Genomic DNA, 26,432 nt, shown 5'->3' on the forward strand with positions numbered 1-26,432 from the left:
GGGGCGGCGCGGGGGCTGGGTGGGGGGGGGGGGGGCCCGGGCCCGCCCGGGGGGGGGCGGCCCCCCCCGCCCCGCCGGGCCCCCGGCCCGCCGGGGCGGCGCCCCCCCCCGGGGGGGGGGGCCTCCCCCCCCCCCCCCCCCCCCGCCTGATGGTCCTGGGCCGGCCTCAGCCGGTGCCGGGGCCCGGTCAGTGCCGGCTCAGCGGCCGGTCCAGTCGGGCTCGCGCTTCTCCGCGAAGGCGGTGGCGCCCTCCTTGGCATCCGCCGAGGTGAACACGGGATCCACGATGGGCGCCTGCTTGGCGAACTTCTCCTCCTCGGACCAGTCCTGGGACTCGATGATGAGCTGCTTGGACACCCGGACGGCGAGCGGGCCGTTCTTCGCGATCTTCTGCGCTAGCTCCAGCGCGCCGTCGAGCGCGCCGCCATCGGCCACGATCGTGTTGACGAAGCCGTTCTCCTTGCCGAACGTCGCCGGGTAGATGTCGCCGGTGAGCGCCATCTCCATGGCGACGGCGCGGTGCGTGCGGTTGGGCAGTGTCACGACCCCGCCGGCAGCGGCGACGAGCCCGCGCTTGACCTCGGGCACGCCGAACTTGGCGGTCTCCGCGGCGACGACGAGGTCGCACGCGAGCATCGTCTCGAAGCCGCCGGCCAGTGCGTAGCCCTCCACGGCCGCGATGAGCGGCTTGTTGATGCGGCCCTCGGTGAGGCCCAGGAAGCCGCGGCCGGGGATGGAGGGGCGCTCGCCGCGCACGAAGCCCTTGAGGTCCATTCCGGAGCAGAAGGTCTTGCCCGCGCCCGTGATGACGCCCACGTAGAGGGAGTCATCGGACTCCAGGCGGTCGAGGGCCGCGACCATCTGCTGTGCCATCGCGGCATTGGCGGCGTTCTTGGCCTTGGGGCGGTTGAGGGTGATGACGAGGACGTTGCCGCGGACCTCGGTGAGGACCTCGGCCTCGGTCGCTGCGTTCTCCGTACCGGTGTTCTCCGACATGTGAGCTCCTTTGCCTGTTGTCTGCTGTGACTGGTCTGTAGGACGGGGCCGTCCGGTTCGAGTCAGGTCTGACTGTTCAAGTATGCCAAGTATCGCTCCGGCGGCGCAGTGCGCAGTGCTCTGGCGCGCAGCGCCGTGGAAGCAGCGCCGTGGAATCAGCTGCGGCGGGCGGACAGTCCCATGTCCTTGGCGATGATCGTCTTCATGATCTCCGAGGTGCCGCCGTAGATCCGCGTGATCCGGGCGTCCGCGTAGAGTCGGGCGATGGGGTATTCGAGGATGTAGCCGTAGCCGCCGTGCACCTGCAGGCACTTGTCGACCACCCTGCCCTGCACCTCGGTGGCGAAGAGCTTGACCCGGGCGGCGTCGGCCGGGCTGAGCTCGCCGGCGTCGTGGGCCTCGAGCGCCTGATCCACGAGGGCCTGCGCCGCGGACGCCTCCGCGGAGCACTCGGCGAGCACGAACTTGGTGTTCTGGAAGCCGGAGAGCGGAGTCCCGAACGAGGTGCGCTCCTGCGCGTACTCGGAGGCCAGACGGATCGCCGCCTGCGCGGAGGCGGTGGCGTTCACTGCGATGGTGAGCCGCTCCTGCGCGAGGTTGTGCGAGAGGTACTTGAAGGCCCGGCCCTCCTCGCCCAGCACATTGGCGGCGGGGACCTCCACGTCGTCGAAGCCCAGCTCCACGGTGTCCTGCGAGCGGATGCCCAGCTTCTTCAGGGGCTTGCCCACGCTGAAGCCGGGCATGGAGGACTCGACGACGAAGATCGTGAGACCCCCGCGGCGGTCCGCCGGGTCGAAGGGGGAGGTGCGTGCGACGACGAGGACCAGGTCCGCGTTCGCGCCGCCGGTGATGAAGGTCTTCTCCCCGTTGAGCTTCCAGTCCCCGGTCGCGGTGCGCTCGGCCCGGGTGCGGATGCCGGTGAGGTCCGAGCCGGTGCCGGGCTCCGTCATCGCGATGGCCGCGAGCCGGGTGCCGGCGGCCATGCCGGGCAGCCAGCGCCCCTTCTGCTCCGCGTTCGCGTACTCGAGGATGTAGGGGGTGACGACGTCCTGGTGGACGCGCAGCGATCCCAGGGAGACGCCGGCGGCGGCCGTGGCCTCCGTGAGGACGGCGTTGAACTTGAAGCTGTCCTGGCCGCCGCCTCCGTACTCCTCCGGGATCTGCATGCCGATGAGGCCCAGCTCGCCCATCCGGGCGAAGACGGACCGGTCGATGAGGCCCGCCTCCTCGTACTCCGCGAAGCGGGGGACGAGCTCCTTCTCCGCGAAGTCCGCGCACAGCTCGCGGAAGGATTCGTGGTCCGGGCCGTAGACGGTCCTGCGCATGTCTTGTCTCCATCGACTTTGAATCGAACACTCGTTAAGCTGACTTCGAGCGTATCGTATCCGTCAGCGCGGACCAGCCGCGGGCGGGAATCAGCCTCGAAGGGGAGTCATCATGCCGGAAGCAGTCATCGTCGATGCCGCACGCACCGCAGTGGGCAAGCGCGGAGGAGCGCTCCGCGAGATCCACCCCGTGGATCTCAGCGCCCACGTGGTGCGCGGGCTCGTGGAGCGCACGGGGATCGACCCCGCGCTCATCGAGGACGTCATCTGGGGCTGCGTGAGCCAGGCCGGTGAGCAGGCGGGCAACGTGGGCCGGTGGGCCGCGCTCGCCGCCGGCCTTCCGGAGACCGTCGCCGGCACCACCGTGGATCGCGCGTGCGGCTCCTCGCAGCAGGCGCTCACCTTCGCCGTCGCCTCCGTGGCGGCGGGCCACCAGGAGGTCGTCATCGCCGGCGGCGTCGAGTCGATGACCCGCGTGCCCATGGGCTCCGCCCGCAAGAACGGCCCGGGCAGGCCCTTCGGCCCCTCCATCAAGGAGCGCTACGGGCAGGACGAGTTCAGCCAGGGCATCGGCGCGGAGATGATCGCGGAGCAGTGGGGCTTCACCCGCACGGACGTGGACCAGCTCGCGCTGGACTCGCACGCCCGGGCGCAGGCCGCGCACGCAGCCGGCCGACTCTCCGGCCACATCCTCCCGATCACGGGTCTCACCAAGGAGGGCGAGGAGTTCGAGTTCGCCGTGGATCAGGGCATCCGCCCCGGCGGCACGCTGGAGACGCTGGGCGGGCTGAAGACGGTGTTCCGTGAGGACGGCGTGGTCACGGCCGGCAACTCCTCGCAGATCTCCGACGGCGCCGCCGCTCTCCTCGTGATGACGGATGCGAAGGCCAAGGAGCTGGGGCTCGAGCCGATCGCCCGCGTCCACACGGCCGCGCTCGCCGCCACGGATCCGGTCATCATGCTCACCGCGCCCATCCCGGCCACCCAGAAGGCGCTGGCGAAGTCCGGTCTCTCCGCCTCGGACATCGACGTGTTCGAGGTCAACGAGGCCTTCGCGACGGTGCCGCTGGCATGGATGCGGGACATCGGCGTGGACTGGGAGAAGGTCAACCCCAACGGCGGTGCGATCGCACTCGGCCACCCGCTGGGAGGCTCCGGTGCCCGCATCATGACGGACCTCGTCCACCACATGCGCGCGACCGGCTCCCGCTACGGTCTGCAGACCATGTGCGAGGCCGGCGGCCAGGCCAATGCGACCATCCTGGAGCTGCTGGGCTGAGCGCCGGCCCCGCCCGCCACATCCGCAACGATCACTGGAGACCGACGATGCTCTCTGACGCGCCCGCACCTGCCCGTCCGTCCGCGGCCGAGGCCGCGCAGCCGGCCACCCGCACGATGGGGGAGCTGGTGTACTCCGCGCTCACCCGGTACCCGGCGCGCACCGCGTTCGTCGACGGCGAGCGGAGGTTCTCCTACCCGCAGGCCGCCGCCGGCGTGCAGGCGGTGCGGGAGCGGCTGCGGGCGGCGGGGGCGCAGGCCGGCGACTACGGCTCGGTGCTGGCCGGCAGCCGGCCGGAGACCTTCTTCGCCACCTCGGCCCTCTACATGGAGGGGCTGCGGGTGAGTCCGCTGCACCCGGAGAACGGGATCCGGGACCACCGCCTCTCGCTCGAGCTCGCAGAGGTCACGGTGCTCCTGTACGAGGAGGGCCGCTTCGACGCGATGGCCCAGGAGCTGGCGGCGGAGCTCCCCGGCCTCCGGATCGTCCCGCTCGTCGTCTCCCGGCCGGTCGAGGCGAGCTCCGGGTTCGCGGTGCTGGACAAGCCGGTGCGCGTGGACCCGGCGACGCCTGCCTCGCTGGGCTTCTCCGGCGGCACCACGGGCACGCCCAAGGGCATCGTCCGCAGCCACCGGACGATGGTGACGAATGCGCTCTTCACCGTCGTGGACTGGGAGTGGCCGGCGGACAACCGCTTCCTCGTGACCACGCCCATGTCACATGCCTCCGGGGCGATGGCGCTGCCCATCCTGCTCCGGGGCGGGTGCATGGTCATGATGGACAAGTTCGCCCCCGAGGCGTTCGTGGACGCGGTCGAGGCGCATCGGATCACCTCGACGTTCCTGGTGCCCACCATGATCTACCGGATCCTCGCGCTGGAGCCTGCGCAGACGGACCGGCTCCGCTCGCTGGAGACGGTGGTCTACGGCGCCTCGCTCATGGATCCCTCGCGGCTGGCGGAGGCGATCGAGCGCCTCGGGCCCGTCTTCCTCCAGCTCTACGGGCAGGCGGAGGCGCCCAACCTCATCTCCGTGCTCCGGCGGGAGGACCACGACCCCTCGGTGCCGGGCAGGCTCGCGAGCGCCGGCCTGCCCACCGCCTGTGCGGACGTCACGGTCCGGGACGAGGAGGACGCCGAGGTGCCCGTGGGCGAGGTGGGGGAGGTCTGCGTCTCCGGGCCCATCGTGATGTCCGGGTACTGGAACCAGCCCGAGCTCACTGCCGAGACGCTGCGCGGCGGTCGCCTGCACACCGGCGATCTGGGGCGGTTCGACGCGGACGGCTTCCTGCACATCGTCGGCAGGAAGAAGGACATGATCATCACCGGCGGGCTCAACGTCTACCCGGCGGAGGTGGAGGTCCGGATGCTCGAGCACGAGGCCGTGTCCGAGGCCTGCGTCGTGGGTGTGCCGGACGCGGACTGGGGCGAGCGGGTGGTCGCCGCGGTGGTGCTGCGGGAGGGTGCGTCACCCAGTGCCGACGGCGGCGATGCCACGGCGCGCGAGGGCGCGGCGGGCGGCACAGCGGATGCGGACAGCGAGGCGCTCGCGGAGGAGATCCGCGCCTTCGTCCGCGCGGAGAAGGGCAGTGTGCAGACGCCCAAGGACGTGGTGTTCCTCGAGGCGATCCCGGTGACGAAGATCGGCAAGCCGGACAAGAATGCCGTGAGCGCGCAGCTGAGCGAGCTGCTGGGCTGAGCCCTCGCGTCCCTCCCCATCCCTTGTGCCGCTGGCCGCCCAGATATGCCTGGGCGGCCAGCTGCACATCGGGTGGGAAGCCGGCCATCGATGGACCGGCCTCCGGAGGCAGGGGACGCTCCGGTGCTCCTGATGGCAGCCCGTGCTCAGAGGCCCAGGAGTGCCAGTGGCACCACTGCGATGCCGTCCCTGCGCCGGTACGCCGTCTCACCGGTGGTGATCACCATCAGATCGACGTCATCAGGCATCTTCTCCCGGAGCCATTTCAGGTGTCACACCTCGCTGTCCTTGAAATCGGGGGAGAGCTTCACCTCGATCGCGATGACCTGTCCCTCGTCGCCTTCGACGATGAGATCGATCTCCTGCTGCCCGTCCTGCGAGCGCAGATGGCCCACGGTCGCGCCGTGCGCTTCTGCGATGACCCGCACCGTCAGGGTGACGAGGGATTCGAACAGCTTGCCGACCTTGTCCGCGGCGACAGGGGTGGCGAGCTTCCGCGCAGTGAGATTCATGAGGCGGGCAGCGAGAGCCGGGTCGGCCAGGCCGTGCTCGTGCAGACCCATGGTCCTCATGCGAGGGGAGAGGATGCGCCCGGCCCCGCTGTGCGTCCCCGCCCCTGGGCGCAGGGTCGCGCTGCCGGCAGGGAGAAAGAGGCCGGCGGGTGCTCCGCTGTCCACCGCTCGTCTGATGGCATTCCACGCATCGGTACGGTGCTGCCGTTCGTCGATGAAGTGAGTGCCGCGGGGCAGCGGGGAAAGGATCAAGCTGCGCTCAGGAGCTCCCGATGTTCCTGGGTTTCCAGTTCCGAGAGTGCGCAGCCCGGTGAGACGCCTTTGCTGTCCTGCCGACGCGCGTGGGGCTGTCGAGGGCGATGGCGGGAGCTTCTGGCATGAGCGCGTCCGGCAAGACGTCCGGACTCGGTTTCAGGTACGTCATCAGACGTCCTCGCGCACCATCACTGCACGTTCTGCACCACCCTCACCTCACACCTTGCGCTGCTGTCTTCACTACAGGGAGTGTGCTGTTTCCTCTCCGGTGTGCAGGCGGTTGAAGGGACGTCCACCACCATCGCTCACTTCGTGCTCAGCTTCTGAGCGGATCCCTCAGGGCCGGCCTCGGCGGCGGGCCGATGCGCGAGACGCGCACGCGCCGTCCGGAGGCCCGGACTACCCTGTGGTGGGAATGCAAGCGCCGTGCGGACCGCGATCGCAGGGGCACGGCACGACTCGGATAGGGCAGGACATGGACGTTCAGGCATCATCGACCGCGCCTGGGACCGGCGGCGCGGGACAGGCCGGCTCGGACGGCGGACAGCCGCTGCCGGACTACAGCGAATGGATCGGCCGCACGGAGACGCTCACGGACGTCGCAGCCCCCTCCGTGGCGCTGCGGCTGGGGGCGGTCCTCGATCGTCCCGCGGGCCCGGAGCGCGTCTGCCCGGGGGGGCACTGGCTGCACTTCACCCCGGATGCGGCGATGAGCGAGCTGGGCCCGGACGGGCACCCCAGGCTGGGCGGCTTCATGCCTCCGCTGCCGTTTCCGCGCCGCATGTGGGCCGGCAGCCGCATCGCCTACCACGCACCCATCCGGGTGGGGCAGTCCCTGGAGAAGACCACCACCATCGAGGCGGTCACGCCCAAGGAGGGCCGCAGCGGCCGCCTGTGCTTCGTGGAGCTCCGGCATGACGTGAGCGCGGACGGGGCGCGTGCGCTCACGGAGCACCAGACCATCGTCTACAAGGAGGCCGTGCCGGTCGATCCGGAGGGGCCCGGCCCGGCGCGCCCGCCGCGCGCGGACGGCCCCGCGCCGGAGGGGTGGGACTGGGCGGAGGAGAAGCGGACCAACGAGGTCATGCTGTTCCGCTACTCCGCGCTCACCTTCAACTCCCACCGCATCCACTACGACCTGCCCTATGCCACGCAGGAGGAGGGATACCCTGGCCTCGTGGTCCACGGTCCTCTCTCCGCCACGATGCTCATGGACTCCTTCCTGCAGCGGCACCCGGATGCACAGGTGCTCACCTTCGACTTCTCCGCGCGCAGTCCGCTGTTCGTGGGCGAGCAGACGTTCATGTGCGGGCGGGAGACGGCGCCGGAGGACGGCTCCGCCGAGGAGGGCGTCCGCACGCAGGAGCTCGCGGTGGTGGGCCCCGGCGGTGCGGTCTGCGTGAAGGCGACGCTCACCCACCGCTGAGATCGCGGGCGCACGTCTGCTCGGTGTGGGGTCCGGTCTCCGGAATATGCTCGGATCCTGATGCTTCATCTGACCCGTGTGCGTCCTCGGTCTGCGACCTGCGTCCTGAGGTGCATTGCGAACCCCGTGATGGGGTTCCATGTGGCCGCCACGGATCGGCACAGACACAACGGAGCCCGCGACATCCACCAGTGCATGGGATCCGTGCCGAACCCGGCACGGGCGCCGTGCTTCAGCCGCGCTCAGGACCGGGAACCAGTGGCACCACGGATGCGCTCCCGGGCGCAGTGGCAGGCCGATCCTCCGGAGAGGGCGACGGCACCTGCTACTGGACACGACGGGGGAAGAGACAGGCCGCGCACTTCGTGTGATTCAACCACGACAGGGGCGGTCCCAGCGACCACAAGCGGGCATGCGATCTCCTCATCCTGGCCGGGTCCGGGGCGTCTGCGCGCACCGGGCTCCCGGAGGAACCGACCTGGCCGAGTCCGCCGGTCACGGATGTGGCGGTCTCCTTCTGCGTGTCATCGACGGTGCTGGCCGCACCGCTGCCGGTAGGGGCAGTCAGATCTCGATGCTCGGCGTCATGGGCGAGGTGCTCGGCTTCGCTCAATCATGCAATGCACACCGGTGAGGATCCCTTGCGGGCGGGCATGAGCGATCTCGTGTTCGCCCCTACGGCGCCTATCCGACAGCGGACGGGCGGGCCGCGTAGAGCTTCCGTCCTCACGTCGCGAGCATCACCACGGAAGCCGCGCAGGTCGTCTACGGAGCCGTGGACTGCGGCCTCTACATCGGTACGTTCCTGCTGGCGGCCGAGAACCTGGGCTTGGCCTGCATCCCGCAGGCGGCGCTCGTGATGCGTGCGGCGGTGCTGCGGGAGTACTTCGGCCTCTCGGAGGACCGGCAGCTCGTCGCCGGGATTTCGTTCGGCTACGAGGGCACAGGGTATGCGACAAACAGCTACCGCACGGAGCGCTCCGGTCTCGAGGAGGTCGTCACCTGGGCGGACTGAGGGAGCTGCCTCGCGCACGAACGGTCTTCGCCGGCGATCACGTCGTCGGCCGAGGCCTTTCGCCGCCGGCGGTCCTCAGGCGCTCTCCGCCTGCTCCTCGTCGCTCCACAGCCCCTGAGCCTGGAGATTCGCGATGAGGTAGTCGGCGCTGCCCGTGGTGTGCGTGATCGTCAGCACCCTGGCGGCGGCGGCGTCGCCCTGGGCGAGGGCGTCGACGATCGCGGGGTGGGCGACGTGGGAGTCCTCGACCTGCTCCTCGATGGTCGCATAGAGGGCCGGCGGCAGCTGGCTGGCGATCGACTCGAGGAGGAGAGCGAGTCTGTAGGACTCCGCGCTGCGGTTGATGATCTTGTGGAACTGCCGGCCCAGGAAGGTCACGTCTTCCGTGTCACCGGCGGCGACCGCCGCGTCGAACTCGGTGATGTTGGTGCGCAGCGCGGCGATGTCGGACTCCGTAATGCGTCCGGCCGCCCGGGCTGCGAGCTCACCCGCAAGCTGGCTCTGCGCCCAGAAGATGTCGCGCACGTCCTGCGTGGAGAAGCTGGAGACCACGAACCCGCGGCGCGGCACGAGGCGGACGAAGCCCTCGTTCCGCAGCGTGAGGAGGCCTTCGCGGACGGGAGTGATGCTCACTCCCACGGCCTCGGCGATGGGCTCCATGCGGATGAACTCACCGGCGCGGATCTGACCGGAGATGATGAGTTCGCGGACATAGCTCGCCACTTCCTCCGGCAGCGGGCTGCGCTCCCGTCTGCGTCCGCGTGTGTCCCGTGTGGCCATGAGATCTCCCGACTGCGATTCGTGCTGTGTCCAATACATTATGTGCGCATGGCAGACGAATTGCAGTCACGTCTGCCGTGCCCGCACTCCGGTCACGAGGTGGTGGAGGCTGTCGGCGATACCGTCGAGCTCATCCTCCGCGGCTGGACTGATGGCCGCGACGCGCACCTGCGGATGTGAGGGCCGGGATGAAGCAGCTGTGCTGTCCGGGGAACCTCAACAGCCCCGCGAGGACATGGTCTCGCGAGGCTGTCGGTGGAGCGGGGTGCGGTTGTGGCGGAGCCTTCGCCGTCACTTCCCCTCGGCGTTGCGGAGGATCTCCTCCTCGTCGAAGTCCGCGATGGGGAGGGCGAGGAGGCGCTCGAGCTCCTCCTCCTCGGGCATGTAGGCCAGCAGGCGGAGGCTGAAGATGAGGTACTCGCGCTCGAGGTCCTTGGGCGTGAGGCTGCCGTCCTTGGAGAACCACAGCGGGATGGAGTTGACGATGGAGAGGACCGCGCGCGAGGAGGTCTCCGCACTCGTCGCGGAGAACACGCCGGCCTCGATCCCGGCGGCGACGGTGCGGGAGTAGATGTTGCGCGTCTCCCGCTGCAGCTCGCGGATCTCGGCGAACTTGTCCTCGCTCAGCCGCTCCGTGTCACGCAGGATGACGCGGCTCACCTGCGTGAACCGCGAGCGGTAGAGCACCGTGAAGCGCACCAGTGCGGACAGGCGCTCGACGGGGTCGTCGCCCGTCTCCTCGAGCACCCGCAGGGCCCGTTCGGAGAACCAGACGAACGAGTTGTGGATGAGCTCGTAGAGCGCGTCCTGCTTGGACGGGAAGTAGTAGTACAGTGCGGACAGGCTCAGACCCGCCTCCTGTGCGATGTCCCGGATCGAGGCTCCGTCGAACCCGTGGCGGGCGAAGGTGATGCGGGCGGCGCGGAGGATCTCGCTCCGTCCGTTGCCGGCGTGGGCCATGTGGGGACCTCCTGGTCTGCAGCCGCCGGGGGCTGTGCGGATCACCGCTGCCGTGATCCGCGCCGAGGCCCCTTCGCCTCGGCGCGGACCGCGTGCGGGCGGTACGGTAGGGATGAGCGGGCATCCGCCTCCCGTTCGGGGAGGCGGCCGGCGCTGATGTGCGGGCGTTTAGTGATCGTTCGGTCAGTGTCTGGGAAAAGCCTACCTCCTGTCGGTGCCCTGCGCCGCCTGCGCTTTCATTCCGATGCCGCCGGCGGATGTGCATAGGGTGGAGGGGAGAGGCGCGCCGAGAGCGGTGCGCGGACCGTCTGGAGGTAGCCATGCCCATCACCGTGAAAGCGCTGCAGAAGACCGGACCGGACGCCCCCTTCCGCGTCACGACGATCGAGCGTCGCGAGGTGGGCGAACACGATGTGCTCATCGACATCCGGGCGGCTGGCATCTGCCACAGCGACATCCACACCATCCGCAACGAGTGGGGCGAAGCGCACTTCCCACTCACGGTGGGGCATGAGATCGCAGGCGTGGTCGAAGCCGTGGGGTCGCAGGTCACGGCGTGGAAGCCAGGGGACCGCGTGGGGGTCGGATGCCTGGTGAACTCCTGCGGCGAGTGCTCCGAGTGCGCTGCGGGGTTCGAGCAGAACTGTGCGGACAAGGTGGGCACGTACAACTCGCAGGACGTCGACGGCACCGTCACGCAGGGCGGATACGCGGAGAAGGTGGTCGTGAACGACCGCTTCGTCTGCAGGATCCCCGACTCCCTCGGCTTCGACGTCGCCGCACCGCTGCTGTGTGCCGGCATCACCTCCTACTCGCCGCTCGCACGCTGGGGTGTGGGCCCCGGTTCCGCGGTCGCGGTGCTGGGTCTCGGCGGCCTCGGCCACATGGGCGTCCAGATCGCCCGTGCCATGGGTGCCGAGGTGACCGTCCTGTCCCGCAGCCTGCGCAAGGAGGAGACGGCCCGGGAGCTCGGCGCCTCCCGGGTGCTCGCCACGACGGACGAGGGCTTCTTCTCCACGCACCGCGGGGAGTTCGACTTCATCCTCAACACCATCAGCGCGGACATCCCGGTGAACCGCTATCTGGGGCTGCTGAAGCCGCGCGGCGTGATGGCCGTCGTGGGGCTGCCGCCGGAGAGGCAGTCGCTGAGCTTCGGTGCGCTGGTGGGCGGTGGGAAGGTGCTGACGGGCTCCAACATCGGCGGCATCGCGGAGACGCAGGAGATGCTCGACTTCTGCGCGGAGCACGGCATCGGCTCGTGGGTCGAGAGGATCGGCGTGGACGAGGCGGACGCCGCCTACGACCGGGTGGTCGACGGCGACGTCCTCTTCCGCTTCGTCATCGACACGGCGACGTTCGCCGGAGCCGAGGCCGTCTGAGCCCGGCGCGGGCAGGCACCCTGGCGGGAGCCTGCCCGAACCTGTGCCTCGGGTCAGAACCTGTGCCTCGGATCCGGGCCGGCACCTCGGGCTCGGTCCGCGCGGAGGGGCCGAGCAGGTGCTCCGCTCAGTCGCCGAACACCCGGCGGATGTGGTCATTGGCGAAGGCGCCGTGTGGATCGAGCTCGCGGCGCACGGCCTGGAACTCCTCCCAGCGCGGGTAGAGGGGAGCGAGAGCAGCCGCGTCCAGATCGTGCCACTTGCCCCAGTGCGGACGTCCGCCGTGTGCCAGTGCGATCTCCGTGAGGGCGGCGAAGAACTCGCGGTGGTCGAGGCCGAGCGAGACGTGCGCGGCGATGTAGCAGGTGTCGCGTCCGTATGCGGGGCTGAGCAGCGAGTCCGTGTCGCCTCTGACGAAGCGCACCTCGAACGGGAAGTTCACCGGCAGCCCGCGCTCCTCGACCATCGTCTTCATCTGCGTGAGCACGGCCTGCGCCGCCTCCCGCGGGAATGCCCACTCGGTCTCCATGAAGACCTCGTCGCGGGAGGAGATGAGCACCTTGTGCGAGGGGCCGGTCGTCGTGTGGGTGCCGACGGAGAGGGCGAGGCGGCGGTTGAGGTCGGGGATGCGCGAGGGATCCGCGATCCCCTTGGCACAGGCCTCCGCCATGTCGAGGCGGTCGAGGGGTGCGGCCTCGGTCGTGACCCGCACCTCCGCTCCGTACGTCTCCGGTTCGTCCGGCTCCGGATTGATGCGCTTGACCATCGCCCGATCGCTGTAGGGGAAGGTGAAGAACTCGAAGTGCCGGTTGTTCCGCACCTCGGCATCCAGGTTCTCCAGCAGGCCCTCCAGCGGCTCCGAGCTGAGGCGCTCCCGGAGGCGGTAGGCGGGTGCGACGCGGAGGGTGTAGGCCGTGATCACGCCCAGTGCGCCGTCGCTCAGGCGCGCCGCCCGCAGCAGATCCGGTTCGTCCGCCGTGCACTCGAGCACGTCGCCGGAGGCGGTGACCAGCTCCACGGCCTCCACGAGGGTGGCGAGGTTGCCCATCGTCGCACCGGTGCCGTGCGTGCCGGTCGAGACCGCGCCGGCGAGCGACTGCCGGTCGATGTCCCCGAGGTTCACCATCGCCAGGCCGTGCGCGTCCAGGGCGGCGTTGAGCTCCCACAGGCGGGTGCCGGCCGCCGCCCTCACCCTGCCGCCGGCGGAGTCCACCTCGAGCAGGCCCGTCATCCCGTCGAGGCTCAGCAGCGTGCCGGCGGTGACGACGTTGTCCCCGAACGAGTGCCCCGCGCCGTGGCCCCGCAGAGGGCCGCCCGCACCCGCCGCCTCGCGGATGGCGGTGCGGACGTCCTCGAGGCCGGCGGCGACCGGCATGCGGGCAGGCGCGCAGCTCTGGCTCCGCGACCAGTTCTGCCATCGCCGCGCCCCGCCCGCGGCTTCCGCGGCGTGCGCTCCCTGCTGCGGGGCCTGTGCCCCTGCGGCTGCTTCCATGTCGCTCACTCTCCTGTGGTCTGTCGTGGGCGTAGGACTGCGCGAGCCGGCCGGTCTACAGGAAGCACCGGCCCTCGCCGCGGTACGTGGGCACGCTCGTGAGGATCTCCCCGCCGCCGGTGGAGCCGACGATGTGCACGGTGTCCACGCGCTCGGCGAGCTCCCCGGCCTTGGTGTGGCGCATCCAGACCCTGTCGCCGGGACGCAGCGAACGGGCGGCGTCCCCGCGCAGCGGCGTCTGCACCTCGCCCGCGCCCTCATTGGGCGTGTAGTCCAGGCCTGCGGGCCAGACCGGCTGGGGGAGCCTGTCCGGTCCGGGGGAGCCCGAGGCGATCCAGCCTCCGCCGAGCAGCGTCGCGACGTCCGGTGACGGTCTGCGGACGACGGACAGGGCGAACGCGGCGGCCGGCTCCGGGGTGAATGCGGAGTAGTGGTCGAACAGGTGCGGGCCCAGCAGTCCCGAGCCGGCGGCGATCTCGGTCACGCTGGGGTCCTCCCGTGTGGTCTCGACGGATCCGGTGCCTCCGCCGTTGACGAAGTCGAGATCGTGTCCGGCGGCATGGGCGATGTCCCGGACCAGCGCCACGGCCTCCGGCCGGCGCGCGCGGAGCTCCGCGACGGACGCGCGCTTCATCTCACGGATCCGGGCGGCACCGGGGCCGTCGTCCGTCACGCCGGCGATCTGCGCCTCATAGGACATGACGCCGGCGAGGCGGAACCCCGCGCGCCCGGTCACCTGCCGGGCGAGGTCTGCCAGCTGCGCGGGACTGTGGAGCGGCGAGCGGTGCACTCCGGCGCGTCGTGTGCTCCCGTCGGGCTGCGGCTGGAGCAGAGAGGCGTCGAGGTCGAGCGCCACCCGCACCTCCGCCCGGGCGCCTGGTGCGGCGACGGAGTCGACGAGGTCGAGGTGCGCGGCATCGTCGATCATGATCGTGATCGCCGCGGCGAGGGCCTCGTCGGCGGCCAGCCGTCGCAGAGCGCCCCGATCCGCACTGGGATAGGCGACGACGATGTCGTCGAACCCCGACTCCGCCAGCCAGAGGGCCTCCGGCAGCGTGAACGCGAGGATTCCCTGGTATCCGGGCAGAGCGAGGACGGCCTCGAGGACCGCTCGGATCCGCACGGACTTGCTGGCGACGCGCAGCGGTGTTCCCTGAGCGCGGGCCAGCAGGTCGTGCGCGTTGCGTGCGAGCGCATCGCGGTGGAGCACCGCGTAGGGCGGGTCGAGATAGGCGGTCGCGGTCTCCATCTCGTGCCAGTGGACGGACGGTTCCGGGCGGTGATCGGGGACCGGGCCGGGGGAGAGGCCGAGGTCGAAGGGGAGAGGGGAAACGCTGTTCATGCGATGGACCTCCGAGGAGGGAGTGCGGTGGGTGCGCCGGGCTTCCGGGGCCGAACCCCTGGATGTGGCGCCGGTCACGTGGTAGTCTTCCACGAAATTGGTCAAGCGTCCAATTTAAGCCCGGCGAGAGGCTGGGCTGATGGCGTGATCGCGCCGAGTGCCTCCCACTTGCACTCCTCGACCCTCTGCGCCTTATTTATGACGGATGTATGAAGAAAAGAGGAATCGCAATGCCGACTGACACCCTGATCCGTGCGGACCTCTCCTTGGAGGCTCTCGAGGAGAAGGCGCGCTTCATCCGCACAGAGACGGTGAGGCTGACTCGGATCGCCGGGGCCGGACACTATTCCGCGGTCTTCTCCTGCGCGGAACTGCTCGCTGCTCTCTACTATCGCGAGCTCCGAATCGATCCAGACGACCCCCGCAGGCCGGATCGGGATCGGTTTGTGCTCAGCAAGGGGCACGCGGCGATCGGGCTCTATCCGGTACTCGCAGACCGTGGCTTCTATGCGCCGGAGCTGCTGGAGTCGTTCACCCGCCTGGGCAGTCCCTTCGGGGACCACCCCGATATGAAGAAGATCCCCGGCATCGACTTCAGCTCCGGTTCGCTGGGGCATGGGCTCTCGATAGGCGCAGGCATGGCGCTCGCCACCCGTCTCGGCGGGTACGCCTCAAACGTCTGGGTGATGACCGGAGACGGCGAGCTGGGAGAAGGCCAGGTCTGGGAAGCGGCGATGGCGGCGGCTCATCATCGTCTCGGTCGTCTGCGGGTGATCGTCGACGCGAACCAGCTGTGCATCGACGGGTTCACTCGGGAGGTGATGGATGTCGAGCCCATAGACGAGCGCTTCCGCTCCTTCGGCTGGGATGTGCATCGCATTGACGGGCACGATCTGTCTGCGATTCTCGAGACCTTCGGCGGCCTTCCCTCGGAAGGTAGGGGGCGGCCGCAGTGCATAGTCGCAGACACCGTCAAGGGCAAGGGCGTCGCGCGGATGGAGCTGAGTCCTGACTGGCATGTGGGCAACCTCGTGGGTCAGGACTATGACGACGTGATTGCGGAGCTGAAGGGAGAACCCCGATGACAAGGGAGATGCAGGACCCGATCACGGGTCTCCGCGCCGTATCGGATGTTCGTGCGGACGCAGCGGTGGGCGCGGGCGCACAGGACTGGCAGGACCAGTCCGAGGTATTCAATGGAACGGCAGTCACCGGGCTCAGGGACGCACGTTCATCGGACGGGAACGATACGCGGCAGATTCCGGCCTTCGTCTTCGGAGAAGAGCTTGCTGACCTGGCAGAGGGCGATCCGCGCGTCGTGGTGTTGACCGCGGATCTGGGGAGGGCCAGCCGCGCGAACGATTTCCGTGACCGGCATCCAGAGCGGTTCTTCAACGCGGGCATCGCGGAGAAGAACATGATCACGATGGCGGCGGGCATGGCCAGCACCGGGTGCGTGCCCTTCGCAAGCACCTTCGCCTCGTTCGCCGCTCTGCTGGGCGCGGAGCAGATTCGGACGGACTGCGCGTACCCGAAGATGCCGGTGCGGGTGGTGGGCCACCACTCCGGTATCTCGCTGGGCTTCTACGGAACCAGTCATCACAGTCTCGAGGATCTGGGGATCATGCGGACGATCGCAGATCTCACCGTGGTCGCGGCTACGGACGCCAACCATCTGCGGTCCGTCCTGCGGGCGTCTCTCGACCATCCCGGGGCGATGTACATCCGTCTGGGCCGTGGGCGCGATCCGCAGGTCTACGATGCGCCCCCGCAGGTGGAGTTCGGCCGTGCGCTGACGCTGCGGGAGGGCGGCGACCTCACCCTCATCGCTGTGGGCTCCACCGTCCACCCCGCGCTGGAAGCTGCTGAGCGGCTCGGACGGCACGGCGTCGGCGTACGGGTGCTCGACATGTTCTCTGTCAGTCCGCTGGATCGGGCTGCGATCGAGCGGGCAGCGAGAGAGACCGGGCGCATCCTCGTGGTCGAGGAAGCGAACCTCACCAACGGTCTGGGCACCGCTGTGGGGGAAGTCCTGCTGGAGCTCGGCATACAGGGGGTCCGCTTCAGGAAGCACGGTGTTCCGGATGAACACGTGCCGGTGGGCCCGCCCGCCGCGCTGTACGCGCACTACCGGCTGGATGCGGCCGGGATCGAGACGATTGCGAAGGAGCTGCTGTGAAGAGGACAGTCATCACTGAGCCTGCGGCTGGGCGAGATGAACTCGACCACCGGGAGAAGGACTCCCTGTTCCGTGCTCGTGCGGGGAAGGTGATCCCCTCCGGAATGTACGGACACATGGCTGTGCAGAAGTTGCCGGCCGGTTACCCACAATTCATGGAGCGAGGTGAGGGCTGCCGTCTGCGGGACGTGGACGGGAGGGAGTTCATCGACTTCATGTGCGGGTGGGGCCCGATCGTGCTGGGACGAAGGCATCAGGACGTGGACCGGGCGGTCTCTGAGCAGTTGGACAGGGGTGATGTGCTGAACGGGCCCGCACCCGTCATGGTGGAGCTCGCAGAGACCCTGGTCGAGATGGTGCCCCATGCGGACTGGGCGCTTCTGGCCAAGAACGGCACAGACGCGACCACCACCTGCGTCTCCACAGCACGTGCCGCCACGGGCAGGCGCAAGATTCTCCTGGCACGGGGCGCGTATCACGGTGCTGCGCCCTGGTGCAGTCCTTCGCTGGGGGGCGTGCTGCCGGAGGACCGGGCGCATCTGGACTTCTTCGAGTACAACGACCTGGAGTCTGCGAAGGCCGCCGCCGAGCGTGCCGGCGATGACCTCGCCGGCATCATCATCGCACCGGTGAAGCAGGAGCTGGGCACCAGGCAGGAATACGCCACCGCAGAGTTCGCGCGGGGGCTGCGGCAGCTGGCCGATTCCGCGGGAGCTGCTCTGATCCTCGACGACGTGCGCTGCGGCTTCAGGATCGACCTTCAGGGAAGCTGGGCTCCACTGGGGGTGCAGCCTGACATGGCCGCCTGGTCGAAGGCGATAGCCAATGGCCACCCACTCGCGGCGGTGACCGGCAGTGAATGGCTGCGGGAGGGAGCAGAGGCGATCTTCGTCACCGGGTCCTTCTGGTACTCGCCTGTGCCAATGGCTGCGGCTATGGCGACTCTCTCCGTCCTCAGGGACTCCGATGCCCTGGACCGGATTCGCGTCGCAGGGGAGAGCTTCACCTCCGGGCTCCGGACACAGGCTGCAGCACACGGTTTCGACGCCGAGGTGTCCGGTCCTGTGCAGATGCCCCTGTTGCAGTTCGCGGATGACTCGGATCAGGCGCTCTCGTCCGCATTCGCCGATGAGGCGGTGCGCCGCGGTGTGTACCTGCACCCTGTGCACAACTGGTTCCTCTCGGCGGCGCATCAGGAAGCCGATATCGCGCAGGCGCTGGAGATCACGGATGAGGCCTTCGCCGCACTGGGCCGGAAGCTCTGAGCGGAGGCATCGGTCCGAACGGGGGATGAGGGGACGGCGCTTCCGTGATCGGCTGCGGTCTCAGAGGTGAGGGCGGGCCCGTCCGCTGCAGCGGACGGGCCCGCCGATGGGGCCTCTGGGTATCTCACATCGCTCGACGAATGCGTGTTCGTTCTCTCGACTTCAAACCGAACTCGGCGGCTGGTGTCCGACCGCACCAGGTGACGGTACGTATTCCTGCGCCGGTGTTGCCGCATGGGAGCGGTGTTAATGCGGCAGGCTTCGATGATCTATGGTTGGAAGGGTTTGGACGGCGAACCGGAGGTTCAGCGAATGCCTAAGATCATCGACCACGATGAACGCCGTGACGAGTTCGCTGAGGCTGTCTGCCGTCTCATAGTCCGTGAAGGCGCTGCCAACGTCACCACGCGTCAGATCGCAGCGGAGGCCGGTTATTCGACGGGGATCCTGGCGCACTACTTCGCGGACAAGAGCGAAGTCATGAAGTATGCGCTGACGTATTCCCACCGTGAGGTCTACCGATTCGTCGACATGGACAGTCTCGACGGGCTGGACGGCCTCTATGCATTCATGCGGGCCTGTCTGCCGCTGGACCAGAGACGTGTCTTCCTCGCTCAGGTGGAGGCGAGCTACTTCGGTCTTGCAGTGGGTGATTCGGAGATAGGCTCCGTCGTCTCCAGAGAGTTCGACGCCTTCAACCGTTTCGTCGCCAAGCTCGTCCGTTCCGCCGTGGAGGCGGGCGAACTCGTGCCCAGCGCCTTGGACGGAGAGCTGGTCTCCACCTTGCGCCTGGTGATGGACGGGATCAGTTTCAGGGTGGCCGTGGGCAAGAGGATCCCGGCTTCGGAGCAGCTTCGGATGCTCGACAAGGCTGTCGCTGAGTACCGGGTGGACGTTTCCGGCTGAACTCGGCCATCACTCTGGGCCCTGGCGCACCGGGGCGCTGCCCTGGGAATTGCCCCTGGCGACCCGGACTCGGCATGCCCTCTTCGGAAAAGTGCTTTACATCACACCCTTGCGGCCCTACTGTTATTTCAGACATCCGAGATAAATAAGCTCGGTGCTTCTCCTGGGGACCCCGCGGCATCAGCAGGCTCGTATGCGGGCAACAGCGCAGTGGACTACCCGTGGCCCGGTCGGGCCGGACGGACCGACCAGCACAGCACATCGAAGGAGTCACTCATGCATCGCAAGTACCTTCACCGAAATCGCATACATCAGATCACCGCTGCTGCCGCTGCGCTGTTCCTGTGCGGAACCCTGGCGTCCTGTGCCCCACCCACGGCCTCAGGCGGAGCTGACGGCGGAGACGGAGTGATACTGGGCCGGGCGATGGACCTGACCACACTGGACCTCAGCCGTACGTTCTGTGACAGCTGTCAGATCTACAACGCAGCGGTCTATGACACGCTGCTCTCGGCTCCTTCTGCTGACGGAGAGCTCGAACCGCTGCTGGCTGAGAGCTGGGAGGCGAACGACGACCACACCCAGTTCACCTTCACCCTGCAGCCGGATGCGGTCTTTGCCGACGGCTCCCCGGTAGAGGCCAAGGACGTGAAATGGTCCTGGGAACGACTGCAGGGTCTGGAAGGCAGTCCCAGCTTCCTCATGGCCGGAGTGGAGTCCATCGACACTCCTGATGAGAAGACAGTGGTCGTCAACTCGGAGCACCCCAACTCGGCCTTCTTCAACATTGTCAGCGCCGGTTACACCGGCATCATCAATTCCGATCTGGCTGCGGAGAACGGTGCGACCACAGATCCTGCTACGGATACCGCCGAGGAGTGGTTCATGGAGAACTCCGCCGGTTCGGGTCAGTATGTCCTCGAGTCCTATGCGGAGGGTGACCAGCTGGTCCTGTCACGCAACGACAGTTACTGGGGCGAGACACCCAACTTCTCCTCCGTGACCATCAAGGACGTGGCGGATTCATCGTCACAGCTGCAGCAGCTCCAGCAAGGCGATATCGATGTGGCGATGCAGCTGAGCTTTGACGCATTGAGCCAGGTGGAAGGCGATTCCGCCATCACGAGCGAAGTGGTGCCGTCCTACAACTTCGTCTACGTCGCGCTTTCGCCCGGAGCTGCCGGAGCAGATCCGGTGCTTGCGGAGCCCGAGGTGCGCGAAGCCATCCGCGCAGGCATCGACTACGAAGCCGTGATCGATGCCACTGTGGGCGGCCACGGCGAACTGCAGTCGACCGCACTGCCCAACGGCTTCGAGGGCTCGGCGGATCTCCCTCTGCCGAAGTATGACCCTGAAGCGGCCAAGGAGCTGCTGGCGGAGGCCGGCCATGCCGACGGTCTCGACCTCGATGTCACCTTCCCCACCTTCACCATCTACGGCGTCAACTTCGGCACCATGTTCCAGTCGATTCAGCAGAGTCTGAGCGGGGTGGGCATCGATCTGAATCTGAATCCCTTGGAATACTCGGCATGGGCGGAGCAGATCGGCAGTGAGGGCATCCCGGTGACCTCGGTGTACTACGCTCCGGATCATCCGGACAGCATTCAGTACCCGCAGTACTTCTCCCGCGCCGCTGACACCACCTGGGGCAAGCGTTCCGGTCTCCCTGAGGATCCGGAACAGACCGAACTGCAGGCACAGGCGCTCGCGCAGACGGGTGAGGACCGGACTGCGACTTTCGCGGAGCTCGGGCAGAAGATGTACGACGACGCGCTCATCCTGCCGATCGTCAATCCCAACATCATCCTGGCCAGTGGAACGAACGTGGAGGGCAACAACTACCACGTCACCCGCAACATCGATCTCCGTGAGCTGAAGTTCACCGAGTGAGTCCGCTTCGGTGCGGTGCGTTCAGACGGGCGCACCGCACCGAACCTGACGCACGTCGAACCCGGCACTGAGAGAGGTGCACGCAGCTATGCTCAGGTTCATCCTGAAACGCTTGGCGATGGCGCCGTTCCTGCTTTGGGGAATCGCCACGATCGCGTTCTTCCTCTCCCATTCGATCACCGGCAACCCGCTGGCATCGATCGTGGGGGAGCGCAATCTCAACAACCCGGACATCGTCGCTGCGGCGAATCAGAAGTGGGGCCTGGACCAGAATCTGCCTACGCAGTATCTTCTGTACTTCCAGAATCTGCTGCAGGGTGATCTGGGTACGTCGTTCAGGTCCAAACAGCCCGTGCTCAGTGATCTCGCGGTGCGGCTTCCGGCTACCGCTGAACTCGCCGCCGTCGCTGTGACTATCGCGGTGGTCGTGGGGGTCGTTCTCGGTGTTCTCGCGGCTCGCTACAGAGGCAGCCTGCTTGACGGCGTGAACCGCATCTTCGCTCTCACCGGGTCCTCCCTGCCGGTCTTCTGGGTGGGCCTGCTGTTCCTGTTCGTCTTCTATGCGACGCTGGGAATAGCGCCCGGGCCCGGGCGCCTGTCTGCTCGCGTCGAGCCACCGGGCTTCATCACCGGCTTCTACACCATCGACGCGCTCTTGGCGGGCAATGGGCCTCTGTTCTACGACGCACTGATCCACCTGCTCATGCCGGCCTTCGTGATGAGCCTGCCGCTGATGGGAGCCGTCATCCGGATGGTTCGCGCCCAGATGCTCGAGGAGCAGAGCGCGGACTATGTACGTACCGCCAGAGCCAAGGGGATGAACCAGACCCAGGTGCTGGGGCACCACGTGCTCAAGAACGCTCTGACTCCGGTGGTCACCATGGTCGGCATCTCCGTCGGCATGGTGATCATGGGAGCTGTCCTGGTCGAGACCATCTTCTCCTGGAGCGGGATCGGCACCTACGCCGTCGAATCCGCCCGTGCGCTGGACTACCCGGCGATCACCGGCGTCTGTCTGGTGGGCGGCTCCATCTTCCTGATTGCGAACCTGCTCACCGACATCGCCTATGCGCTCATCGACCCGAGAGTGAGGATGAAGTGAGCATCCTGAATGACCCGACCATGAGCGAAGGTCTGCCCGCCCAAGCACGGCCGAAATCACTGGTGACAGCGGGAGGACTGCGGGCCTGGCTCAAGCCGCTTGTGCGTCCGCAGATCGTGTTCGGAGCCGTCGTCATCGTCTTCTGGCTGATCGTGCTCGTTTTCGCCGGCCTCATCGCACCTTATGATCCTTTCGAAGCTTCCGGCCCGCGGCTGGAAGCACCCTCTGTCGCTCATCTCTTCGGCACCGACACGCTGGGTCGCGACGTCCTCTCCCGCGTGCTCCATGGAGCACGCCAATCGGTGCCCCTGGCATTCGTCGCCATCGTCATCTCCGTGGTCCTGGGCGGAATCCTGGGCGCCGTAGCAGGGTTCTTGGGCGGACTCGCAGATGTGATTGTCATGCGGCTGGCGGATATCACCCTGGCTTTTCCTTCGATTCTGCTGGCGATGGCGGTCACCGCAGCTCTCGGACCAGGTCTGTGGCACGCATTTGTGGCGATCGTGGTGGTGTGGTGGCCCATCTACGCGCGTTTGGTGCGCGGCCAGATCCTCTCGATCAAGGAGCGTGAGCACGTGACAGCTGCGCGAGCCATCGGCATGGGACGGTGGAAGATTCTGCGCAAGCACGTGCTTCCGCATTCTCTGACGCCTGTGATGGTCAATGCCACGATCGACCTCGGCACCATCATCATCCTCATCGCCTCACTCAGCTTCCTGGGTCTGGGCGCACTGCCGCCCTCCCCCGAGTGGGGCGCCATGATCACAGAGGGGGCTGCGAACTTCTACCAGTGGTGGATCGCGGCAGGAGCCGGTCTGGCCATGGTGTCCATCGTGCTGGCGGTGAACTTCCTGGGTGACGGGCTGCGGGACGCACTGGACGTACGAGGTGGACGATGAATCGCCGGGAGGACGCCGTGTCACCGAACAGCTGTCGGCTATTGGACGTTCAGGGCCTCAGCGTCGCCTTCACCACCAAACGAGGCGAGGTGACAGCGGTAGAAGATGCGTCTTTGCATATTGACAGGGGACAGACGGTGGCTCTGGTGGGGCAATCGGGCTCCGGCAAGTCCACACTTGCCTCAGTCATCAATCATCTTCTGGCTTCCAACGGCAGAGTCACCGCAGGTTCTGTCGAGTTCGACGGCGCCGATCTGCTCGACCTGAGCGAGCAGCAGATGTGTGCCGTTCGAGGTCGTCAAATCGGTCTGGTGCCGCAGGACCCGATGTCTAATCTGAACCCGCTGCGGAGCATCGGCTCCCAGATCGCGGAGGTCTTCACCATCCACGGTGTGGCGAAGGGGCAGGAGGCGAAGAGGCGAAGCATCGAGCTGCTCGACCTGGTGGGGATAGGAGAGGCACCGCGTCGTTTCCGACAGTACCCGCATGAGTTCTCCGGAGGTATGCGCCAGCGAGTGCTGATTGCGATGGCGCTGGCATGCAGACCCAAGCTGCTGATCGCAGATGAACCCACCTCGGCGCTGGACGTGACTGTACAGAAGCGGATCCTGGGCGAACTCGCCTCTCTGACGGAGTCAATGGGGACCTCGGTGCTGTTGGTGACCCACGATCTGGGCCTCGCCGCGGAATGGGCTGATGAAGTGGTGGTGATGAACCGTGGTCACGTCGTGGAACGCGGAGATGCCAGGACGGTTCTCACTGCTCCCAGTGACGAATACACCAAGCGCCTGATTGCGGCAGCGCCGAGCCTGGCGGCTCGTTCTCTCACGTCGGAGGCCTCACGAGAGGACCCGGACGCTGTCGGCGGCGAACCCGGTGAAGACGGGAACATGTCTGACCACATCGCTGAGGTCAGCGAGCTGACCAAGACCTATGCCGTGAGGACGGGGCTGTTCGCACGGTCCAGCGCATTCGCTGCGGTCGACGATGTCTCCTTCGCCGTGCCTCGCGGTCAAACCGTGGGAATCGTCGGTGAGAGCGGCTCCGGCAAATCCACGACGGCAAAGCTGCTGCTGCAGCTGGAGGGCGTCAGCTCTGGTTCCATCACATTCGATGGCAGGGATGCGACTTCTCTCTCAGGCGGGGACCTGTTCTCGTTCCGTCGACGAGTGCAGCCGGTGTTCCAGAATCCGTATGCCTCTCTGGATCCGCGCTACACCATCGGCGATGCGATACGGGAACCTCTGGACGTGCATGGGATCGGTGATCCCAGCGACCGGAACGAACGCGTTGCCGCGCTGCTGGAGCAGGTTGCGCTGGATCCCGCACACGCAGACCGCTATCCGCATGAGCTCTCCGGGGGTCAGCGCCAGAGAGTGGCGATCGCTCGCGCGCTCTCGCTCGAGCCGGAGCTGGTGATTCTGGACGAAGCTGTCTCCGCACTGGACGTGCTGGTGCAGGCTCAGATTCTGGACCTGCTGGTCGATCTGCAGAAGCGCTTGGGACTGAGCTACGTGTTCATCAGCCACGATCTGGCCGTCGTCCGGATGATCTCCCACCGTGTCCACGTGATGCGGGCCGGGAAGATCGTGGAGAGCGGTACGCCCGGAGAGATCTTCGACCACCCACAGCATGAGTACACGCGCAGCCTGATCGCAGCGATCCCCTCCGGAAGCTCTGACCACTCCGGCCCATGAGCATGTATGGCGTTCCTACTGAGATGGAAGGTGACCATTGTGTCGACACTCCCTGCTTCATTCGTTGCCGCCGGGCATGATCGACTGCCCTCTGCTTCGGCCGCGGGGCCGCGCGTCGCGGTTCTCGGCCCGTACATCGTGGACGTTCTGGGGCGTCCGGTGAGCGAACTTCCACCTGGTCAAGGCGGGATCCTGCTGGAAGAGATCCGCATGACTGTTGCAGGGACGGGAGGAGGCGCGGCCGTCGATCTGGCCAAACTCGGCTGCGCGGTGGACTGCTACGGGGCGATTGGAGCGGACGGTTTGGGGGCATTCCTTCGTTCGCAGCTCACGAGCTACGGCGTGGACATTTGTGGACTGGTGGAGAAGGACGGACTGCAGACGTCGTCGACGATGCTGCCCATCCGCGCCAATGGTGAGAGGCCTTCGATGCATGTGCAGGGCGCGACGCGGGCTCTGCGCGCGGACGATTTGGATGTCTCGGCCCTTGCCCAGGCGGATGCGCTTCTGCTGGGCGGTCCGGAGGCCATGCCCGACATTCTCGGTGAGAAGGGTGCCGCCGTTGTCGACGGGTTCCGCGAAACCGGCAGACCGGTGTTCGCGGATCTGCTCCATTCCCGCCCTGCAGAGATGCAGCAGGAATTGCTGAGCATGTTGGGCCGGGTCGATTGGTTCATGCCCAATGACGAGCAGTTGCGTGCCTGTACGGGAATCGATGACCTCGCTGCGGCGGCTGCGAAGCTTATCGCCGACACCGGAGTGGGAACGGTGGCAGTGACCACGGGCGGTGATGGTGCTCTGCTCGTCCGCCGGGGTGCGCCACCTGTGACGGTCCCGGCCTTCGCCACCAGAGTCGTGGACACTACCGGGTGCGGGGACTCCTTCAACTCCGGAGTGATTACTGCGGTTCTGGGCGGTTGTTCGCCTGAGGATTCTGTTCTCCTGGGGTGCGCGTGTGGAGCGCTGGTCGCCTCTGGACTGGGGTCGGACGCGGGGATAGTCGATCTGCCTACGGTGCTGGATTTCATGGGGCAGGAGAAGCCTGAGGCTGCGACGCGGATCCGTGCACAGCTTCTTCCCGTTGATGGGTCTCCGGTGACTCAGTCTGATGGTGGGGGAGCACAGGTGCCCGGGATCACTGCCCCGCAACTGGAGGAGAGGAGAATCCGTCTCGCTCGCCGCGCACGGGACATTGCGAAACGCGGCGTCGTATTGGCGGGTGCAGGAAACATCAGCGAGCGCCACGAGGATCTGGTGTTCATCACGAGAGGCGGCCTGCGCTTCGAAAGTGCAGAACCGGAGGACATCTGCGTGCTGACGCTCCGAGGCGAGCTGCTCTGCGGATCGCGCCCCTCCTCGGAGACTCTGCTACATCTTGGTGTCTACCAGTGCACAGAGGCGTTGGCGGTCGTGCATACGCATGGCCGGAGCACGGTTGCTGTAGGGCTGGTGGAAGACGAGCTGCCGGTCATTCACTACAATATTCTTCGTTTGGGCGGCCGGGTGCCCACTGTGCCGTACTTCCCGTTCGGTTCGGAAGAGTTGGCAGAATCTGTGGGGGCATCGATGGCAGCCGGCTCTCGTTCTGTGCTTCTGCGCAATCATGGAGCAGTGAGCTGCGGTTCCACCCTTGATGAAGCCATCGAGTTCTCGGAGCTGACGGAGTGGCTCTGTGAGGTCTATCTGTCTGCGCGTGTCCTTGGGGCTCCCGCTCGGCTGAACCACGGAGACCTTACGGAAGTGAGAAGGCGCGCTGCTGAGTACGGAAACGCCGCCAAAGCCTGAGGCTTTGGCGGCATCCGCCGCTCTTTCTCTTCTATCCCTGGTTCCTTGCGAACTGGTTCTGCCCGCCCAGCGGCTGGCTGCCTCCGCTCTTGTAGACGAGCTGCTTGTTGACGAACTCGTCCATCGCCAACGGACCCAGCTCACGCCCCACACCCGAGCGCTTCACCCCACCGAACGGCAGGAACTCCCGGGACGCCTCCGGCGTATTGAGGAACACCATGCCCGCCTGGATCTGGGAACCCACACGCTCA

At 67.4% G+C, this 26,432-nt stretch carries 23 protein-coding genes; 15 read left to right on the forward strand and 8 right to left on the reverse strand.

Annotation, left to right across the window (positions count from 1 at the left end):
* Window positions 1–198: 198 nt before the first annotated feature.
* Both Q0A33_RS12460 and Q0A33_RS12465 read right to left on the reverse strand, forming a co-directional pair.
* Complete coding sequence (locus Q0A33_RS12460; protein ID WP_291797164.1) at window positions 199–996, reverse strand: crotonase/enoyl-CoA hydratase family protein; 798 nt, start codon at window positions 994–996, stop codon at window positions 199–201.
* A gap of 155 nt (window positions 997–1,151) precedes the next feature.
* A complete protein-coding gene (locus Q0A33_RS12465) occupies window positions 1,152–2,321 on the reverse strand; it encodes an acyl-CoA dehydrogenase family protein (protein WP_291797167.1) in 1,170 nt (389 codons plus the stop codon).
* 112 nt (window positions 2,322–2,433) lie between these two features.
* On the opposite strand from Q0A33_RS12465, the gene Q0A33_RS12470 reads away from it, so the two are divergent.
* A complete protein-coding gene (locus Q0A33_RS12470; protein WP_291797170.1) occupies window positions 2,434–3,600 on the forward strand; it encodes a thiolase family protein in 1,167 nt (388 codons plus the stop codon).
* A 47-nt stretch (window positions 3,601–3,647) separates the two neighbouring features.
* Complete coding sequence (locus tag Q0A33_RS12475) at window positions 3,648–5,297, forward strand: AMP-binding protein (protein WP_291797174.1); 1,650 nt, start codon at window positions 3,648–3,650, stop codon at window positions 5,295–5,297.
* 272 nt (window positions 5,298–5,569) lie between these two features.
* Here the strand turns inward: Q0A33_RS12475 and Q0A33_RS12480 are convergent, their stop codons facing one another.
* Window positions 5,570–5,860: a DUF4143 domain-containing protein gene (locus Q0A33_RS12480; RefSeq protein ID WP_291797175.1), complete on the reverse strand. Its 291-nt coding sequence runs from the start codon at window positions 5,858–5,860 to the stop codon at window positions 5,570–5,572.
* A gap of 679 nt (window positions 5,861–6,539) precedes the next feature.
* Here Q0A33_RS12480 and Q0A33_RS12485 point away from each other — a divergent pair.
* Window positions 6,540–7,490, forward strand: coding sequence for a MaoC family dehydratase N-terminal domain-containing protein (locus Q0A33_RS12485; protein ID WP_291797178.1), 951 nt, complete (start codon window positions 6,540–6,542; stop codon window positions 7,488–7,490).
* A 739-nt stretch (window positions 7,491–8,229) separates the two neighbouring features.
* On the forward strand, window positions 8,230–8,505 hold the full coding sequence (locus tag Q0A33_RS12490) for a nitroreductase family protein (RefSeq protein WP_291797225.1): 276 nt from the start codon (window positions 8,230–8,232) through the stop codon (window positions 8,503–8,505).
* Between the two features lie 75 nt (window positions 8,506–8,580).
* Here the strand turns inward: Q0A33_RS12490 and Q0A33_RS12495 are convergent, their stop codons facing one another.
* On the reverse strand, window positions 8,581–9,285 hold the full coding sequence (locus Q0A33_RS12495) for a GntR family transcriptional regulator (protein WP_291797181.1): 705 nt from the start codon (window positions 9,283–9,285) through the stop codon (window positions 8,581–8,583).
* A 48-nt stretch (window positions 9,286–9,333) separates the two neighbouring features.
* Between Q0A33_RS12495 and Q0A33_RS12500 the strand changes: the two genes are divergently transcribed.
* Window positions 9,334–9,465 (forward strand): hypothetical protein, encoded by a 132-nt coding sequence (locus Q0A33_RS12500; RefSeq protein ID WP_291797184.1) that lies wholly within the window; start codon window positions 9,334–9,336, stop codon window positions 9,463–9,465.
* A gap of 111 nt (window positions 9,466–9,576) precedes the next feature.
* On the opposite strand, the gene Q0A33_RS12505 is transcribed toward Q0A33_RS12500, so the two are convergent.
* The gene (locus Q0A33_RS12505; protein ID WP_291797187.1) at window positions 9,577–10,245 is read right to left on the reverse strand and encodes a TetR/AcrR family transcriptional regulator; all 669 of its coding nucleotides are present in this window, start codon (window positions 10,243–10,245) and stop codon (window positions 9,577–9,579) included.
* 320 nt (window positions 10,246–10,565) lie between these two features.
* On the opposite strand from Q0A33_RS12505, the gene Q0A33_RS12510 reads away from it, so the two are divergent.
* Window positions 10,566–11,624, forward strand: coding sequence for an NAD(P)-dependent alcohol dehydrogenase (locus Q0A33_RS12510; protein ID WP_291797190.1), 1,059 nt, complete (start codon window positions 10,566–10,568; stop codon window positions 11,622–11,624).
* A 127-nt stretch (window positions 11,625–11,751) separates the two neighbouring features.
* Here Q0A33_RS12510 and Q0A33_RS12515 read toward each other — a convergent pair whose 3' ends face one another.
* Window positions 11,752–13,116: a D-arabinono-1,4-lactone oxidase gene (locus Q0A33_RS12515; RefSeq protein ID WP_291797192.1), complete on the reverse strand. Its 1,365-nt coding sequence runs from the start codon at window positions 13,114–13,116 to the stop codon at window positions 11,752–11,754.
* A gap of 55 nt (window positions 13,117–13,171) precedes the next feature.
* Window positions 13,172–14,365: an amino acid deaminase/aldolase gene (locus Q0A33_RS12520; protein ID WP_291797228.1), complete on the reverse strand. Its 1,194-nt coding sequence runs from the start codon at window positions 14,363–14,365 to the stop codon at window positions 13,172–13,174.
* 323 nt (window positions 14,366–14,688) lie between these two features.
* Between Q0A33_RS12520 and Q0A33_RS12525 the strand changes: the two genes are divergently transcribed.
* From Q0A33_RS12525 to Q0A33_RS12565, 9 genes are all read left to right on the forward strand, one after another.
* Window positions 14,689–15,543, forward strand: coding sequence for a transketolase (locus Q0A33_RS12525; protein ID WP_291797195.1), 855 nt, complete (start codon window positions 14,689–14,691; stop codon window positions 15,541–15,543).
* The gene (locus Q0A33_RS12530) at window positions 15,540–16,637 is read left to right on the forward strand and encodes a transketolase C-terminal domain-containing protein (RefSeq protein WP_291797198.1); all 1,098 of its coding nucleotides are present in this window, start codon (window positions 15,540–15,542) and stop codon (window positions 16,635–16,637) included. The genes Q0A33_RS12525 and Q0A33_RS12530 overlap by 4 nt, the downstream gene beginning before the upstream one ends.
* A gap of 155 nt (window positions 16,638–16,792) precedes the next feature.
* The gene (locus tag Q0A33_RS12535) at window positions 16,793–17,902 is read left to right on the forward strand and encodes an aminotransferase class III-fold pyridoxal phosphate-dependent enzyme (protein ID WP_291797202.1); all 1,110 of its coding nucleotides are present in this window, start codon (window positions 16,793–16,795) and stop codon (window positions 17,900–17,902) included.
* Between the two features lie 312 nt (window positions 17,903–18,214).
* Window positions 18,215–18,808 (forward strand): TetR/AcrR family transcriptional regulator, encoded by a 594-nt coding sequence (locus Q0A33_RS12540; RefSeq protein ID WP_291797205.1) that lies wholly within the window; start codon window positions 18,215–18,217, stop codon window positions 18,806–18,808.
* A 276-nt stretch (window positions 18,809–19,084) separates the two neighbouring features.
* Complete coding sequence (locus Q0A33_RS12545) at window positions 19,085–20,698, forward strand: ABC transporter substrate-binding protein (RefSeq protein WP_291797208.1); 1,614 nt, start codon at window positions 19,085–19,087, stop codon at window positions 20,696–20,698.
* 88 nt (window positions 20,699–20,786) lie between these two features.
* Window positions 20,787–21,800, forward strand: a complete 1,014-nt coding sequence (locus Q0A33_RS12550; protein WP_291797211.1) for an ABC transporter permease — start codon at window positions 20,787–20,789, stop codon at window positions 21,798–21,800.
* A complete protein-coding gene (locus Q0A33_RS12555; RefSeq protein ID WP_291797214.1) occupies window positions 21,797–22,699 on the forward strand; it encodes an ABC transporter permease in 903 nt (300 codons plus the stop codon). Before Q0A33_RS12550 ends, Q0A33_RS12555 begins: the two co-directional genes overlap by 4 nt.
* Complete coding sequence (locus Q0A33_RS12560) at window positions 22,696–24,396, forward strand: ABC transporter ATP-binding protein (protein ID WP_291797216.1); 1,701 nt, start codon at window positions 22,696–22,698, stop codon at window positions 24,394–24,396. The genes Q0A33_RS12555 and Q0A33_RS12560 overlap by 4 nt, the downstream gene beginning before the upstream one ends.
* Window positions 24,397–24,402: 6 nt before the next feature.
* Window positions 24,403–26,181 carry a PfkB family carbohydrate kinase gene (locus Q0A33_RS12565; protein ID WP_291797219.1) on the forward strand — a complete coding sequence of 593 codons (1,779 nt, stop codon included), beginning with the start codon at window positions 24,403–24,405 and terminating at the stop codon, window positions 26,179–26,181.
* Window positions 26,182–26,212: 31 nt separating this feature from the next.
* Here the strand turns inward: Q0A33_RS12565 and Q0A33_RS12570 are convergent.
* On the reverse strand, window positions 26,213–26,432 hold a 220-nt coding region (locus Q0A33_RS12570), incomplete at its 5' end, for an aldehyde dehydrogenase family protein (protein WP_291797222.1).

Origin of the sequence: Brevibacterium sp., from assembly GCF_022712115.1 — a bacterium.
In the GTDB taxonomy this organism is placed as follows: domain Bacteria; phylum Actinomycetota; class Actinomycetes; order Actinomycetales; family Brevibacteriaceae; genus Brevibacterium; species Brevibacterium salitolerans.